The sequence below is a fragment of the Parvimonas sp. D2 genome (assembly GCF_035282635.1).
In the GTDB taxonomy this organism is placed as follows: Bacteria; Bacillota; Clostridia; order Tissierellales; family Peptoniphilaceae; genus Parvimonas.
Window position 1 is genome coordinate 62,720 of record NZ_JAYKBO010000002.1, and the last position, 16,466, is coordinate 79,185.

The window sequence follows — 16,466 nt, forward strand, 5'->3', positions numbered from 1 at the left end:
TGTCATTAGCAATTATATATAAACACTAAAAATGAGGCTATGATTAGGTCTCAATTTTTTTATAATTGGAGTGGAAATTTTGAGGGGATATTTTTTAGCATCAATTTTAACAATTAAAAATTATAAGAGAATGTATTTTTTTGCTTTTTTGATGATTTTTGTAAATGTTTTTTTACAATTATCAGTTATTTATGCATTTCAAAATAATATGTATAGTGATTTTAAAATTATTATATATGTTGTTTTTTCATCATATATTTCTATCACATGTTCAATATATCGTACACCCATATTTTCTGATAAAATTATTAATGGAGATTACATAGTATATGCAATTAGACCTTTGAGATATATATCACAATTCATTTTTGAAGAATTATCTTTTTCGGTAAGTTTTGGAGTAATTTATAGCTTTATTCCAATTGTTTGTGCTTTGTTTTTTTTGAATTCAGGAATACATTTGAATTATATTATATTTTTGTTAAGTTATATATTAAGTTTAATTTTAGCGACAGAATTTACAATTTTTATATATAGTTTAACTGTTTTTACACAAAAAAATAGTGCAATAAAAGCCTTATTTCATTCGGTATGTGCATTGCTTTCAGGTAGTATGATTCCAATTGTTTTTTTGCCTGATGCATATATAAGAATTATACAATATTTACCTTTCGCATCAATAGTAAATACGCCAATTCAATTATTATTTGGTTCACAAAACGGAAATAATTTGATGCTTTGTCAAATTATATGGATTTTGTTATTCTATGTAGTTAATTTAATTATAGGTGAAAAAATATTAAAATTTCAAAGACATATAGGGGGTTAAGATGTTACAGGCATTAAAAGATTATTTTATTTTAATAAAAATTAGTATAAAATGCCAATTAAAGTACAAGCTGGATTTTTTTGTTCAGTTAATAATTTGGTCTATATATGCCTTTATTCCTATAATTGCTGTTGATATACTAATAAAAAAATTTGGAAATTTAGGAAATTGGACTCAATATAATATTTTTATAGGGTATGCGATTATTATGTTATCTTATGATTTTGCAAGAATGATTGCAAGAGGATTTGATAATTTTCACAATTATATTGAAAATGGTTCTTTAGACATAATTCTTGTTAAACCTTTAGGTGTTTTTTTACAGATTATGGGTAACGAATTTTTCTTGAGAAGACTTTCTGGAATTATTTCTTACATATTTTTACTTGTTTTATCTATCTCAAAATTAAATATTGAAATGAATAAATTATATGTTAGTGTTTTTATACTATTTATAGTAATATCCGTTGTTTTACTTTTCATTTCTTTACTTATTTTTTCTTCAATTTTTACACTTATTTTTAAAAAAAGGAATTTAATATCAGAAATACTTGTAGATAAGACAGCTTTTATTTCTTATATACCTACAAATATGTTGAATAAGATGGTACAAACTTTTTTGATTTATTTTATACCAATATATTTTTGTTATTATATACCAATGAATAAAATTTTTGCTTGTGATTTTTATGGAAGTATTATTCTTTCGATTTTTATTTCATTGTTGATTTCGATAAGTTATTTGTATATCATAAAAAAAATATTTATAAAAATTTTAAGAAGATTTTATGTTAGTAAAGGAAATTAGGAGTTAGCATTATGATTGAAATAAACAATTTAAAGTATTCATATGATAAATCTTTTTTTAGAAAAAAATTATCAAATTATAATATTGAAATAGAAAATTTATCCATTAAAAAAGGTTCAAAAATTACAATTTGTGGATTAAATGGTTCGGGAAAATCAACATTTATTAAATTGTTATCAGGAGTTTTGAGTGCAAATGAGGGAAAGATAAATGTTATGGGATTTAATCCTATTAAAGATAGAAAGGAATATGTAAAAAATATTTCAGTGATTTGGGGACAAAGAAGTGGATTGTGGCAGGATTTAACCCCTTTGGAAAATTTTGAAGTTTTTTCTAAGTTATACAGAGTAAATAAATTCGAGGCAAAAAAGATTATAGATAAGAGTATAGCTGAATTAAATTGTGAGAGTTTTGTTAATAGACAAGTTAGAAAACTTAGTTTGGGACAAAGAATTAAAATTGAAATAATTGCATCATTAATTCATAGTCCAAAAATTTTATTTTATGATGAAGCTTTTTTAGGTTTAGACTTTAAATCTAAAGCCAAAATTATAGAATATTTGAATAGATATATAGAAGAAAATGACGTTACTTTATTCTTGATTAGTCATGATATTGAAGATTTGGTTCAAATGTGTGATGAGATGCTTTTTTAGAAAAGGGAAGAGTTATCTTAAGAGATAAAATAAAAAATATTATTAATAAGGATTTAGAAAGAACCAATGTTAAAATAAACTTTTATGGGATGTTTAAATTTGATAATATAAAAGAATATATAGGAAATGAGATAATTATTATAAAACAGGCTGAGAATTTTATAGAATTATCAGTGATTGCATCTTTTAGTCGATCAAATTTAATTAGACTTTTGGCTAATGACAATAACTTGTTGAATATAGAATTTAGTCAGAATAGTTTAGAAAATGTCTTGTTACAAATAGTAAAGTAGAGGATTTAATAGATAAAAATAAAAAATAATTTGACACTTTAATTTGTTTGTGTTAAAATTTAAGTGATGTAGAGATATATCAAAAATTAATAAAAAATTCAGGAGGAAGGAATGTTAATTAGATAACTATTATGAGACAGAAATTTAATAGCTTTTTAGAGCTTAGTTTTTTGTTGCCATTTTAGTTATGCATTCCTTTTTGTGTTCTTTGTAGTACTCCTTTTTGAGTTGCAAAATGAATGTTGAAATGGCAATAAGTAGATTGCCATTTTTTTGTGGCTTAATTTAGGAGGATATATGCTTAGTATAAAAAATTTAACGATATATTTAGTGAAAGATTTAAGAACAGTAATTGAAAATTTTAGTTTTTCTTTAGAAAATGGAATGAAAGTTTGTATAATCGGAGAAGAGGGAAATGGAAAGTCCAGTATTTTAAAGGCGATAGTTGATGATGAGGGCTTAAAAGAATATGCAGAAATAAGTGGATATATAAATAAGTCTAATGAAGTTATTGGATATTTACCACAGATTTTGGAAACCAATATTTTAGATTTTTCAACAAAGTATTATCTTGAAAATAAGATTAAAGAAGAATTTTTTGACTACAATTTATTTTATAAATTGTTAAAGGAGTTAAATTTTGATGAAAATTTAATAAATGAAAAGCAAAAGATAAGTGAATTATCAGGTGGAGAAAGAATTAAATTTATTTTGCTTTGCGAACTTATGAAAGAACCGACTTGTCTTTTATTGGATGAGCCTAGTAATGATTTGGATATAAATTCTATTGAATGGCTTAAGAATTTTATAAAAAATATTGATATTCCAATAATTTTTATTTCTCACGATGAGGATTTGATTGAAAATTGTGCAAATGTAATTATTCATATTGAGCAACTTATGAGAAAACAAAAGCCAAAGATTTCAATTGAAAAGTTGGATTATGAAAATTATGTTGAAAACAGAGATAATGCTATTGAAAGACAGGAGAGAATTGCAAAAAAACAAAGAGAAGAATTTGATAAGAAACAAAGAAAATATCAGAAAATATATGAAAGAGTGCAACATGAAATCAGAAGTACAAAAAATGATTTTTGGGGGACAGAGCTGAAAATAAAAATGCATACTGTAAAATCTATCGGTAGAAAACTTGAAAAAGAAAAGGAGAATTTACTTGATTTTCCCGATTATGAAGAATCTATTTTTGTAAAATTTGATGAAAATGTAAATTATTCAACAAAAAAGGAAATTTTAGATTTGAATTTGGAAAAACTTGTCATCGGTTCTAAAATTTTGAGTGAAAATTTGGAATTAAAGGTATTTGGTACTGATAAAATCTGTATAATCGGAGAAAATGGAATAGGAAAGACAACTCTTTTAAAGATAATTTTGAAAAATGTAAAGAAAAATGTAAAGATTGCCTATATGCCTCAGAATTATGATGATAAAATGAATGTTGATATGAGTATTATAGATTATTTGAGTAAGACTTATGAAAAGGAAGAAACTACAAAGATTAGAACATTTTTGGGTTCAATGAAGTTTACTCCTGATGAGATGTTTCACAATTTAAAATCACTTTCAGGAGGACAAAAGGCGAAAATTTACTTTTTAAAAATGATTTTAGAAAATCCTGAAGTTTTGATTTTAGATGAACCTACGAGAAATTTATCTCCTTTTTCCTCAGTTGAAATCAGAAAATTATTAAAATCATATAAAGGTTCAATAATTTCAGTTTCTCACGATAAAAAATATATTAATGAGGTTTGTGATAAAGTTTATAGACTTAATAAAAATGGATTGGAACTAGTAATTTAAAAGAGAAAATACATTTTAGCAAAATTTTGACTACTTTTTGTATTTATGGTAAAATAAAGTTTGATAAAATCAGATTTTAACATAAAAGCGGAGGATATATGGATAAAATTTTTGATATTTTGGAGGGTATTTTTTCAGTTGAAACCTTTGGAAATTTAAAGCTATATGATTTAATGGCAATTATTTTTAAATATATTTTTGTAATTATTATCTATTATTTTATTTATAATATAATTAAAATGATATATTTTGATATTAGCACAACAAGTGAAATGAGTGAGGTTTCTAATACCTATCTAAAACTTATAAACAGAAAGGAAAGTCTTCCTTTTAAAGTTCATGAACATTATTATATAAATAATGAGACAACTTTAGGTCGTGGTGATTCTAATGATATTGTAATAAATGATAAATTTATTTCTAAGAAACATATGAGAATTATTAAAGAAGACGGAATTTATTATATTGAAGATTTAGGCTCTGCAAATGGGACTTTACTTAATGGAGAACCAATTACAGAGGCTATTGAACTTAAAGATAAGGATTTGATTGACGTTGGTCGAATTGAGTTCTTATTTGTAAATGAGGAAGTTGATGATGATTAGTAAAAAATTAAAGTCAAGATTTAGAACTTTAAATGTAAATTCCTATGTCAGCACAAAGAGCATTCAGGGACTATTGTTGTTCTTTCAGATTTTAGGGCTATTTCTAATTATGGCTAGGGATTTTGCGAATTTTGACAAAACTAAGTTGTTTTTTATGATTGCCTTGATTGGTTTTGTATATATTTCTGGAAAATTGGTACAAAAGTTTACTAGAGGCGATTATTATATAATGCTTATTGCAAATATGCTTTTTTCTATTGGAATTTTAGAAATTTACAGGCTGAATAATAAATTGGCATATAGACAAATTATTTGGTTTTGTATAGGCATTGTAGCCTTTTGGGTTATATATTTAATTTTAAAATATATAAGAATCTGGAGCAAAATGTACTATTTTTATGCTGGAATTTCGTATCTTTTATTTATTGCAACATTCCTATTGGGCAGTAGAATTAATGGGGCAAAAAACTGGATAAGATTGGGGAAAAATTTTGCTTTCCAACCATCTGAGCTTATAAAGATTGCTTTTGTTTTCCTTATTGCAGCTTATTATAAAAATAGAGAAAAGTTTGAAAAAGATATTTTTAAAAAATACAGTTTACATTTCTTTTTCTACACATTTTTAGGATTTCTATTTTTACAAAAAGACTTAGGGACTGTACTTGTGTTTTCAGGGGTGTTTATCTTTGCACAATATATGTACGAGCCACATAGAAAATATATTTTAATTAATCTTTTAGTTCTTTCTTTTGGAGCTATTTTAGGATATATTTTGTTTAAGCATGTTAAAGTAAGAGTAAAAATCTGGCTAGATCCTTTTAAATATGCCGATGGAATGGGATATCAAATAATTCAAGGTTTCTATGCAATTGCAAGTGGTGGATTTTTTGGAAAAGGTCTTGGACTTGGAAGACCTGATTATATTCCATTTGCAGAAAGTGACTATATATTTGCAAGTATTTGTGAAGAAATGGGAATTTTAATGGGAATGGGAGTAGTTATGTTGTTCTTAATCTTAACATATAGAGGGTTAAAAACTTCTATGGAACAACATAATAAATTCTACAAATATGTAGCTTTTTGTCTTTCATTAATTTTCGCTTTTCAGTCATTGATAATGTTCGGAGGAATTTTAAAGCTTATTCCTCTTACAGGAATAACAATTCCTTTTGTCAGCTATGGAGGTTCTTCAATTCTTTCAAGTTTCATCGCTTTGGGAATTTTACAGTATGCCTCTGAAGAGAATATATAGGAGAATATTATGATTGAAATAAAAAGATATAAAAGAGTTTTAACATTTATAAGTTTATTATTTATTTTAATTCTTGGATATATGACTTATTTTCAAGTTGCAAAAGCAGATAAACTTAAAAATGATGAAGATAATAAGAGAAATTGGGTTGATGATAATAAATTAAAAAGAGGAAATATTCTCGATTCTAATGGAAATATTTTAGCAGAAACTAAAACTGATGATAAAGGAGATAAATATAGATACTTTCCTTATGGGGAAGCTTATGCCCATATTGTTGGATATAATAGTAAGAAGTATGGAAAGACGGGAATCGAAAAGAAATTTAATACAACTCTTTTAAATAAACAAGATAAAACTCCTATCGGAGAATTAAAGAAAATCTTGGTTGATCAAAAAGAGGGTAATTCAGTAAAATTGACTACAAATACGGAATTACAACAATATGCCCTTTCTCTTTTGAAGGGTCATAAGGGCTCAATGATTTTGATGAATCCACAAACAGGATCAATAATTACAATGGCTGATATGCCGACTTTTGATCCGAATACAATAGAATCTAATTGGGCAAATATTATTGCTGATGAAGAAAATGCTCCACTTTTAGCAAGAAGTACTTCTGGCCTTTTTACACCAGGTTCTGTTTATAAACTAATAACAGGAACGGCATTACTTGAAAAGCTTAGTGGAAAAGATTTAAATTACAATGATAAGGGGTCAACAACTATCGACCATTACAAAATAAATAACTATGCAAAGGAAGCTAATGGAAATATAGATTTGAGAAAAGCTTTGGTAAAATCCTCAAACACATATTTTGCAGATCAAGTACAAAAAATTGGTGTTGATTCAATGATTGATGTAAGTAAAAGATTTATGTTTGGTCAAGAAATTCCTTTTGAATTAAAAACTGCAATTTCTCCAATACCATACAATGAAAAATCAACAGCTTTAGAGCTTGCTACTGGTGCTTTTGGTCAAGGGAAAGACTTAGTTTCTCCATTACATGTTGCTATGTATACAAGTGCAATTGCCAATGGTGGAAATATGATGAAGCCTCATATTGTAAGTGAAATTTTAGATCCAAGCGGAAAAATAATTGAAAAAATATCACCAGAAGTTTTATCAAAAGTTGCTGATAAACAAGTAATGGATACAATGAAAGATTATTTGAAATCTTCAGGAGATAAAAATTTCGTTGGATTTGTTAAAGGAAAGAAAGTTGCTGGTAAGACAGGAACTGCAGAAAAAACAAAGGATAAAATTCACTCTTGGGTAACAGTTTTTTATCCGGTAGATAATCCTACAATTGTTTGTACTGCATTTTTTGAAGAAGAAAACAAAATTGCTGCTGAAATGATTCCTCTTGTAAAAAAACTTGTAAATAAAGCTATAGAACTTGGATATTAGGAGTAAGAATGAATTATAAGGTGCTATTTAGAATTGAAAGGTTAAAACTTATAGACAAACTAAAGGCAAAAATAGTAAATTACAGAAGATATTGTGAAGAAATGGGAGATACTTGCGAGATTGAAATAGTTTGTGCCGGAAATGTGGTTACACATTTTTTAGAGGAAGATGAGTTTTTTAAGGATGAGAGTTTACAAGTTAAACTATGTAAAAATGCTTTAAATGGATTAAAACCAAATTATGAACAGAAAAATATTCAAATAGTTTCAGCAGGAATTGGAGAGGTAATCAAAAGAAAATCTGAAGGCTGGATTGAATATACAATAGAATAAAAATTTTTTGAAAAAGAATGTGCAAACATTCTTTTTTTTATAAAAATATTGATAAAAAGTGAAAAAAGTGGTAAAATTAATGTGTGAAATTTTAATTTTTTTATTTGGAGGATATGATGGAAAAATATAATTGGTCTTTGGAAAAGATTTACAAGAATTCAGATGAAGCAAGAGCAGAGATAAAACTTTGTGACGAATATGTTGAAAAAATATTAAAAGAAGAAAAAACTATTAAAAACTTAAAAAATATAATGGAATTATCTGAAAAGGCTAATAGACTTTTAGAAAAATTATATACTTATTCATATATGAAAAGAGATGAAGATAGTAGAGTTCCTGAATCTCAAAAATTAGCTTTAGAAGTAAATTCACTAGGAACAAGAGTAGGTTCAGCTATGGCATTTTTTGATCCTTTCTTAATGAGTTTATCTGATGAAGAATTAGAAAACTTTTACAAAGAGGGAGATAACGGAAAGTATAGAGTGTTTTTTGATAATATTTTAAGATTTAAACCTCATACATTAAGTGCAGATGAAGAAAAGCTTCTTGCAAATACTAGTGAAATGATGGGAACAGGTCAAAGCTCTTTTTATATGTTAAGTTTTGCTGATATGGATTATGGTAATATTGATAGCAAAGATGGAGAAAAATTAACTCCTGGAAATTATAATACTTTCCTTTTAGATGAAAACGAAGAAGTAAGAAAAGAAGCATTTGATAAAATGTATGGAACTATTTCAAGTTTCAAAAATACTTATGCAACAACACTATATAGTGCAATTAAGAATTTAACAATACTTGCTAAGGTTAAACACTATCCTTCAGCTAGATATATGGAATTATTCCAAGATTGTGTTCCTGAAAAAGTTTATGATTCTTTGATAGAAAGTATTGAAGAATATTTGCCATCTCTTCATAAATATTATGGATTAAGAAAGAAAGCATTAAAGAAAGATAAACAATATATGTGGGATGTTTCTATCAATTTGGAAAAAGAATTTGACCAAAAATATCCTTATGAAAAAGCAAGAGAACTAATAACTGAAGGTCTTAAACCATTGGGAGAAGACTATATTGAAGTTCTAAATAGAGGTTTTGATGATCGTTGGGTTGACGTTTATCCAAGAGAAGGAAAAGCTGGTGGAGCATATTCATGGGGAAGCTTTGATACAGATCCATATATCCTAATGAATTATACAGATACTTTAGATAGTATGTTTACATTAGCTCATGAATTTGGACATTCAATGCATAGTTATTATTCAAAATCAGACAATGACTATCTATATGCTCAATATAAGATTTTCGTTGCAGAAGTTGCATCAACTTTTAATGAATTAACTTTATTAGACTATATGTTGAAAAATGTTAAAGATAAACACGAAAAAATTTATATTTTAAACTATTATATAAATATGTTTATAGGAACAGTATTTAGACAAACTATGTTTGGTGAGTTTGAAAAGAATACACATTTAGAAGTTGAAGCAGGAAATGCCTTAACTGCTGATGATTTCACAAGAATAATGGGTGAATTAAATGATAAATATTATGGAGAAAATGTTGAAAAGAGTGAATTAGCTAATTACTTATGGGCGAGAATTCCTCATTTCTACACTAATTTCTATGTATATAAATATGCAACAAGTTTCTGTGCTGCAAGTTTCTTATCAAGCAGAGTAGTTAAGGGAGATAAAGAAGCATTAAAGAGTTATAGAAATTTCTTAAAAGACGGATGTAGACATCAACCAATAGAACAATTAATAGCCGCAGGAATAGATATGGAAGATAAAAATTCTATCAATAAAGCTCTAGATGTTTTCAAAGGTTTAGTTGACGAACTAGAAAAAGAATTAGAAGCTTAGAAAGATTTAAGGAGGGTTTTTTTCGTGTCTAAGAAAAATAATAAAAAGAATAAAATTGAAAAAAATTCTTCAAATTTTTCAGAGGGGGGATTTGACAAGTCTATTTTATCAGACTATTCTCAATGGAGAGAAGAATATTCCGAAAAAGAAATTTCTGAAGAAGATGTTCTCGAATCCACTACAGAACCAGAGGATAATATAGTTCAAGAAACGGACAAAGTCGATGATTTAGACTTTAAATCAAATCTTATTAATTCAGAAGTGGAAGACCATACTTTTTCAACTGATGAAGAAAAAGCAGAAATTACATCAAAGGCTGAAAAAGAAAAAGAGAACAAGGAAGAAAAGTACGAAGAAAAAGATAAAGAAGAAAATAATAAAGAAAAAGATAAAGACGACGAAGATGCGATTTTAACAGAAACACAAAGGCTTCAACTAATTTATGGGAATGTCGTTCCTCTACATGAAAGACGTCGTAGAGGAAGTAAATCCTCTAAACATAAAAATAAAGAGACTCATAAGGAAAAAAATGTAGAAGTTTTAAAAGATACTGATGGTGAAGAAAAAGAAATTTCTCAAGAGGAAGAAATTTCTCAAAAACCAATCCAAAGTGTTGAACAAAATGAAGTAGAAAAACCTATTGAAACTTCTGAGCCAGAAGATAAACCTAAAGAAAAAGAGTATTATCAGGCAGTAGATAATAAAGAGAAAAAAGAGACAATTAAGTATGATATGCCAAAAGTGCCAAAGATTTTAAAGATGATTTTTGCTTTTACTATAATTTTGGCAATTTCAACTGTTGGTTTCTTTGGACTTAAGGCATATCATTCACTTGGAGTTAAACTTCCTGGTATTTTATCAGGAGTTGAATCTAAAAAAATAGGATTTTACACATCAAACTTTGTTTTTAATGATAAAGTCATAGATAAGAATCAGGCAGAAAATTTGATTTCTATGTTTGAAGAAGATGAAACGAAGTTAGCTACAATTACAAAATGGCTTAAAGAAGATGCTGAAAATCTAAAGAAAGATGAAAATTACAAGAGTAATAGACCTGTTAGACTTCAAAAAAGTGGAAAAGTTTTAGGACTTTTTGATGATTATAAAATTTGTTTAGATCCGATAAAGTTGAAAGTCGAAAAAAATGAAGAGGTTCAAACTTCTATTTTGTTAAATGGTAAAGAAGAGGCTATTTCAGATAAGGAATATGAACTATTTCCTGGCAAATATACAGTTTTCTATTATGATAATAATGTGAAATTAAAAGAAGAATTTTCTCTTTTCTATGATGAAAAGTCTAGCGTTAAAACTGTGTCCTATGGAGCTGGAACGGAATATCAATTAGCGAATGAAGTTGAAAAACTAGATACTAATTCAAAAGAAAGTTCATTTAAAATTTTAACAAGAGATGAAAATAGTATTTTATTTGTAAATGATAAAAATACAGAGTTAACTGTAAAAGAATTTAATAAATTATCAGGAACTAATATAAAAGAGGGAGATGTTTTAAAAGTAGTAACAAAAATGCCTTGGGGTTATACTATATCAGAGGGAGTAACTTATTCTGGTGAAGGTAAAATAAATGTAAGCACATCTCTTACAGATAAAAGACTTTTAAATGTTGCAATTTCAAGGACTATTGAATTGTTGAGAGAAGATGTTCAATCAAGAGGTAAGAAAGATGCAAGTTTATTGACTATAATGACAGATCCATCATTAGGGGTTGAAAAGAGAAGAGTAGAGTCGTTGATAAATAGTGGAAGAGAATATGTCGGAGGCTATCCATCAATGGAATTTGACCTCAATTCGTTTGAAATTAGAGAACATGGCGACACTTATGAAATGTATATAGGTGGACATTTATTAGTTCAAGAGACAACTTATCCTCAAAATAATAAACCACCACAACTGTCATCAATTACTCCTGTAGAATCTACAGTAGGGTTCCATTTTATCTATGATAAAGAAAAGAAAAATTGGTATAGTAACATTTGGGGTTTCACAACAAGGACAATTACAAGAAATAATATAAAAAGTGTTGACTTATCAAAAGATATGATTGCAAGATAGAAAAACTGTTGAATTAATACAATCTCTGAAAGTTTACAAAAAGCTCATCTAAGTTAATTAGATGAGCTTTAAGTTTTTTTGTGTTTTATTTTTTATAAATTCTGTAATTTTTATTTAATTAATTCTCAATTGGAATTTAACTCTTTTTTATCAGATGCTTTATATTCAAGATGGTTTTTTGTGTCTTTTATTGTTTTGTCATTTATTATTTCTAAATCTAAATCCAAATTATCAGCTGTAATAAATTTTTTTCCATCTTTTTTAGTTATTTTTGCATTTTCATATATCATGTAACCAGCACCAGAGTTTGTTTTCTCATACATAACTAAATGATATTTTTTTGAATCAGAAGAATTTTCATTATCCTTAGTTTCTTCAATGGTAAATGCCTTTTCTTTTGAGATAAAAGATTTATCGCTTAGCTGTTCTATTTTTACTCCTTTTGCTGAACAAGAGCAAAAAATTAAAGTAACTAAAGCAAAGATAAAACATTTTTTAAAAAATTTTATCATATTATTGAATACCTTCAATATTATATTTAGCACTTTTGTACTATAAACTAATTATATCATAAAAAATAATAAATAAAAGACTAATAATTTTTGTGAAAATATGATATAATTATATGATAATAGTATTAGTTTAATAATGAAAAAAGAATTATTAAGCTTTTTTAGTAGTACACATAATTAAATTAGTAAAATTTGATTTTAAAATTAAGTTAGGAGCACTATATGAATATTAATATAGATATTATTTATCAAAATATTGAGTTTCTGATAAAAATGATTCTTGCAACCTCAATGGGAGCAATAATTGGTTTTGAAAGAAAGAGTAGAAATAAAGAAGCAGGTATTAGAACTCATGCAATAGTTTGTTTGGCATCTGCACTTATGATAATAGTTTCTAAATATGGTTTTTTTGATGTAGATGAATACGATGCAGCCCGTGTTGCTGCTCAAGTTGTTTCTGGAATTGGTTTTTTGGGAGCAGGACTTATTTTTATAAAAAACAATGCCGTAAATGGACTTACTACTGCTGCGGGAATCTGGGCGACTGCTGGAATTGGTTTAGCTATGGGAGCAGGACTTTATGGGGTAGCAATTGGGGGAACATTTTTAATTGTGATTATTCAAACTTTGATGCATAAAGATACTTTTTTGAATAAAGATCATTTGACTATTACTTTTGAAATAAGTTTGGAAGACAGTTTTAATACAATCAGAGAAATTCGTAGTTGTTTAGAAAGATTTAGACTTGAAATTCAAAATGTAGAAGTTGTTAAGAAGAGTAGATCTGTAATAGTTAGATTTTATACTGTAGTTCCTCTTGATTTTGAAAGAGAACATTTGGAAGATTTAATTTTTGATGATGATAGAGTTAAAAAGATAGAAATGTAGTTGACTTTTTCGGCTATTTTTTATATAATTATTTCAATATTTAATACTGAGCGTTGATTGTGCTTACAACACAGGAGCTCAAAAGTAATTGTGCTTAAACAATATGAGGCCTATGCGAAGAAAGGTGGTACCACGATAAGTCGTCCTTTCACAGTTTTAGGTCTTTTTTTATAGGAGGATTTTATGGAATACAAGAATATTTTTGAAGAGCTTGTAGATAGAGGATATTTTGAACAAGCTACTTATGAAGATGAATTAAAGGAGTTATTGTCTAAGGAAAGAGTAAAGTTTTATATAGGTTTTGATGCAACGGCAGATAGTTTGACAATTGGTCATTTTATTCAAATTATGGTTATGAAGAGAATGCAAAACTATGGTCATATTCCAATTGCGCTTTTAGGTGGTGGGACTACAATGATAGGCGATCCTTCTGGAAGAAGCGATATGAGAATGGTAATGACTGAAGAACAAATTAATCATAATGCAAAAAGATTTTTTGAACAACTTTCAAGATTTATTGATTTTTCAGATGGAAATGCTATTATAGAAAATAATAAAGATTGGCTTTTGGATTTGAATTTTATAAAATTTATGAAAGAAGTAGGAGTTCATTTTAGTGTAAATAAAATGCTAACTTGTGATGCTTATAAAAACAGAATGGAAAAAGGTCTTACATTCTTTGAATTTTCATATATGTTAATGCAAAGTTATGATTTCTTATACCTATACAGAAAACATGGTTGTAAATTGCAATTAGGTGGTAGCGACCAATGGAGTAATATACTTGGTGGATATGACCTTGTTAGAAAACTTGAACAAGATAAGGTTTATGCAATGACTTTTAAACTTTTAACAACTGCTGACGGTGTTAAAATGGGTAAATCTCAAAAAGGTGCTGTTTGGTTGGATGAAGAAAAAACTTCTCCTTATGAACTTTTCCAATATATGAGGAATGTTGATGATAGAGATGTTGAAAAGTTTTTACTTATGCTAACTTTCCTACCAACTGAAAAATGTAGAGAATTAGGAAAATACAAAGATGAAAGAATAAATGAAGCAAAAGAAATTTTAGCCTTTGAAGTAACTAAGATTATTCATGGTGAAGAAAAGGCTAAAAAAGCATTGGAAACTTCAAGAGCATTATTCAGTGGAGAACTTTTAGATGAAAATATGCCTTCAACAGAAATTAAAAAATCGGATTTTGAAAATGAAGAAATAGGAATTTTAGACTTGATTAGAACTTGTGGACTTTCAAAGTCTAATGGAGAAGCTAGAAGACTTATAGAACAAGGTGGAATTTCTTTAAATGGAGAAAAAATAACAGATACAAACACAAAAGTTTCTCTAAACTTAGAAGAAATTGTTATAAAAAAAGGTAAAAAAGTATATCACAGAGTAATTGCTTTATAGGGGATTTTGATGAAAAAAGAAGATGTTTATGTAGTAGGAATTGCTGGAGGCTCTGCTTCTGGCAAAACTACAATTATTGAAAAGTTGAAAAAACAATTTAAAGATGAAATTGTTATGATTAGCCATGATTTTTATTATTGGCCAAATGACGATAAGACTTTAGAAGAAAGAGCAAAGTTAAATTATGATCATCCTAAGTCTTTTGAAACTTCCAAACTTATTGAAGATATTAAGGTTTTAAAATCAGGTAAGGCAGTAGATTTGCCAATTTATGATTTTACAATTCATACTAGAAGCAAAGAAACTATGAGAGTATATCCAAAACCTGTAATAATCGTTGAGGGAATTTTAATTTTAGAAGATGTAAGACTTAGAGAATTAATGGATTTAAAGGTTTATGTCGATACTGATGCTGATGAAAGACTTATTAGAAGAATTTTAAGAGATACAAAAGAGAGAGGTAGAAGTCTTGAAAGTATTTTGACCCAATATCAAAATACGGTTAAGCCAATGCATGAGGAGTTTATTGAACCAAGCAAAAAGCATGCAGATATAATCATTCCTCGTGGTGGAGAAAACACTCCTGCCATAAAGATGTTGGTTCAACATTTAAAGACTTTTTTGGATAAAAATGAAAAAAAATAGTAAGACAAATGTATGTAGAATTTTAGATAGCAAAAAAATAAAATATGAATTTGTAGTTAGAGAAGAAGACAAAGAATTTGAAGAAATTGGAATAGACAGAAATATTTGTTTTAAAACACTTGTACTAGAGGGAAGTGATAAAAATCACTATGTCTGTGTAATTCCGATTGATGCTCATTTGGATTTGAAAAAGGCGAGTAAATTTTTTAAATTAAAAAGTATTAGGATGATTTTACAAAAGGATTTAGAACCTTTAACAGGATATGTTCATGGAGGTTGCAGTCCTGTAGGAATGAAAACTAAATTTAAAACAGTTTTTGATGAAACTGCAAAGAATATGGAAAAATTTCTTGTAAGTGCAGGTAAGGTTAGAAATTCAATTATAGTAAATCCTGTTGAATTTGCAAACTTTTGTGATGCGGATTTTACTGATTTGGTGGCAGAACAATGATAAATTGTATTATACTAGCAGGCGGAAATTCCAGAAGGATGACTTTTCCTAAAGAATATATAGAGCTTGAGGAAAAGTATTTAGTACACAATTCGATAGAAGTTTTAAAAAATATATTTGAAGATATAGTTGTCGTTTCAAATAATAAAGAGCATTACAAAGATTTAAAAGTTAGAGTTGTTAGGGATATTTTTTACAAGAAAGGTCCAATGGCTGGACTTCATAGTGGACTTTGTTATTCTAATAGTCAATTTTCTTTTTTGACAGCCTGTGATATGCCTAATATGGATGAAAAATTTATTAGATTTTTGATTTCAAAACTTGATGTAAATTTTGAAGGCATTGTTTGTCTTTCTAGTGAAGGAAAAATATTACCTATGAATGGAATCTATAAAAATTCTTTGAAAGAAAATTTAAGAGAAGAATTAATTAAAGATAATCTAAAATTTGTAAAATTTATTGAAGATAGTAATTTTAAATTTTTAGAATATGAAGAATGGAAAAATTTTGACGATAAAAATATATTTGAAAACTTAAATACTATAAAAGAATTGGAAGAATTTAAAAAGAAATTATTGACAATAAATAAAGATTAATGACGGTTTATACCGTCTTTTTTTGA

General features: G+C 27.2%; 16 protein-coding genes. 15 read left to right on the forward strand and 1 reads right to left on the reverse strand.

Going from position 1 to position 16,466, the window contains the following annotated elements:
• Nucleotides 1-79: 79 nt before the first annotated feature.
• From VJI77_RS02835 to VJI77_RS02880, 10 genes are all read left to right on the forward strand, one after another.
• A complete protein-coding gene (locus VJI77_RS02835) occupies nt 80-829 on the forward strand; it encodes an ABC-2 family transporter protein (protein ID WP_323988193.1) in 750 nt (249 codons plus the stop codon).
• A gap of 1 nt (nt 830) precedes the next feature.
• Nucleotides 831-1,637, forward strand: a complete 807-nt coding sequence (locus VJI77_RS02840) for an ABC-2 family transporter protein (protein ID WP_323988195.1) — start codon at nt 831-833, stop codon at nt 1,635-1,637.
• Nucleotides 1,638-1,648: 11 nt separating this feature from the next.
• Nucleotides 1,649-2,293, forward strand: coding sequence for an ATP-binding cassette domain-containing protein (locus tag VJI77_RS02845; protein ID WP_323988196.1), 645 nt, complete (start codon nt 1,649-1,651; stop codon nt 2,291-2,293).
• A 590-nt stretch (nt 2,294-2,883) separates the two neighbouring features.
• Nucleotides 2,884-4,404: an ATP-binding cassette domain-containing protein gene (locus tag VJI77_RS02850; protein ID WP_323988197.1), complete on the forward strand. Its 1,521-nt coding sequence runs from the start codon at nt 2,884-2,886 to the stop codon at nt 4,402-4,404.
• A 98-nt stretch (nt 4,405-4,502) separates the two neighbouring features.
• Nucleotides 4,503-5,009 carry an FHA domain-containing protein gene (locus VJI77_RS02855; protein ID WP_004831845.1) on the forward strand — a complete coding sequence of 169 codons (507 nt, stop codon included), beginning with the start codon at nt 4,503-4,505 and terminating at the stop codon, nt 5,007-5,009.
• Nucleotides 5,002-6,261: an FtsW/RodA/SpoVE family cell cycle protein gene (locus VJI77_RS02860; RefSeq protein ID WP_009354763.1), complete on the forward strand. Its 1,260-nt coding sequence runs from the start codon at nt 5,002-5,004 to the stop codon at nt 6,259-6,261. Before VJI77_RS02855 ends, VJI77_RS02860 begins: the two co-directional genes overlap by 8 nt.
• 9 nt (nt 6,262-6,270) lie before the next feature.
• Complete coding sequence (locus VJI77_RS02865; protein WP_009354989.1) at nt 6,271-7,671, forward strand: peptidoglycan D,D-transpeptidase FtsI family protein; 1,401 nt, start codon at nt 6,271-6,273, stop codon at nt 7,669-7,671.
• Nucleotides 7,672-7,679: 8 nt separating this feature from the next.
• Entirely contained in the window at nt 7,680-8,003 is a 324-nt protein-coding gene (locus VJI77_RS02870; RefSeq protein ID WP_009355095.1) for a DsrE family protein, read from the forward strand.
• Nucleotides 8,004-8,119: 116 nt separating this feature from the next.
• Complete coding sequence (gene pepF / locus VJI77_RS02875) at nt 8,120-9,868, forward strand: oligoendopeptidase F (RefSeq protein WP_323988200.1); 1,749 nt, start codon at nt 8,120-8,122, stop codon at nt 9,866-9,868.
• A gap of 24 nt (nt 9,869-9,892) precedes the next feature.
• The gene (locus tag VJI77_RS02880; RefSeq protein WP_313961171.1) at nt 9,893-11,938 is read left to right on the forward strand and encodes a TcaA second domain-containing protein; all 2,046 of its coding nucleotides are present in this window, start codon (nt 9,893-9,895) and stop codon (nt 11,936-11,938) included.
• 125 nt (nt 11,939-12,063) lie between these two features.
• Here VJI77_RS02880 and VJI77_RS02885 read toward each other — a convergent pair whose 3' ends face one another.
• On the reverse strand, nt 12,064-12,450 hold the full coding sequence (locus VJI77_RS02885) for a hypothetical protein (protein WP_323988202.1): 387 nt from the start codon (nt 12,448-12,450) through the stop codon (nt 12,064-12,066).
• Nucleotides 12,451-12,672: 222 nt separating this feature from the next.
• Between VJI77_RS02885 and VJI77_RS02890 the strand changes: the two genes are divergently transcribed.
• The 5 genes from VJI77_RS02890 (at nt 12,673) to VJI77_RS02910 (ending at nt 16,440) form a co-directional block, all read left to right on the forward strand.
• Nucleotides 12,673-13,338, forward strand: a complete 666-nt coding sequence (locus VJI77_RS02890) for an MgtC/SapB family protein (RefSeq protein ID WP_323988203.1) — start codon at nt 12,673-12,675, stop codon at nt 13,336-13,338.
• Nucleotides 13,339-13,521: 183 nt separating this feature from the next.
• Complete coding sequence (gene tyrS / locus VJI77_RS02895) at nt 13,522-14,748, forward strand: tyrosine--tRNA ligase (RefSeq protein WP_313961169.1); 1,227 nt, start codon at nt 13,522-13,524, stop codon at nt 14,746-14,748.
• A gap of 9 nt (nt 14,749-14,757) precedes the next feature.
• Nucleotides 14,758-15,393 carry a uridine kinase gene (gene udk, locus VJI77_RS02900; RefSeq protein ID WP_009354834.1) on the forward strand — a complete coding sequence of 212 codons (636 nt, stop codon included), beginning with the start codon at nt 14,758-14,760 and terminating at the stop codon, nt 15,391-15,393.
• On the forward strand, nt 15,380-15,844 hold the full coding sequence (locus VJI77_RS02905) for an aminoacyl-tRNA deacylase (RefSeq protein WP_323988204.1): 465 nt from the start codon (nt 15,380-15,382) through the stop codon (nt 15,842-15,844). The genes udk and VJI77_RS02905 overlap by 14 nt, the downstream gene beginning before the upstream one ends.
• Nucleotides 15,841-16,440 carry a molybdenum cofactor guanylyltransferase gene (locus VJI77_RS02910; protein WP_323988205.1) on the forward strand — a complete coding sequence of 200 codons (600 nt, stop codon included), beginning with the start codon at nt 15,841-15,843 and terminating at the stop codon, nt 16,438-16,440. The genes VJI77_RS02905 and VJI77_RS02910 overlap by 4 nt, the downstream gene beginning before the upstream one ends.
• Nucleotides 16,441-16,466 lie beyond the last annotated feature (26 nt).